Annotated in this window: 1 rRNA gene; it reads left to right on the forward strand. The window is 48.9% G+C overall.

Annotation, left to right across the window (positions count from 1 at the left end):
• A 16S ribosomal RNA gene (locus FAY32_RS14560) occupies window positions 1-225 on the forward strand; the annotation flags it as partial.

The raw sequence follows: 225 nt of genomic DNA on the forward strand, positions 1-225 counted from the left end.
ACAATGAAGCGAGTGGCGAACTGGTGAGTAACACGTGGGAAATCTGCCCAGAAGCAGGGGATAACACTTGGAAACAGGTGCTAATACCGTATAACAACAAGAACCGCATGGTTCTTGTTTGAAAGGTGGTTTCGGCTATCACTTCTGGATGATCCCGCGGCGTATTAGTTAGTTGGTGAGGTAAAGGCCCACCAAGACAATGATACGTAGCCGACCTGAGAGGGT

The sequence above is a fragment of the Levilactobacillus enshiensis genome, assembly GCF_007115095.1.
GTDB classification, from domain to species: Bacteria; Bacillota; Bacilli; order Lactobacillales; family Lactobacillaceae; genus Levilactobacillus; species Levilactobacillus enshiensis.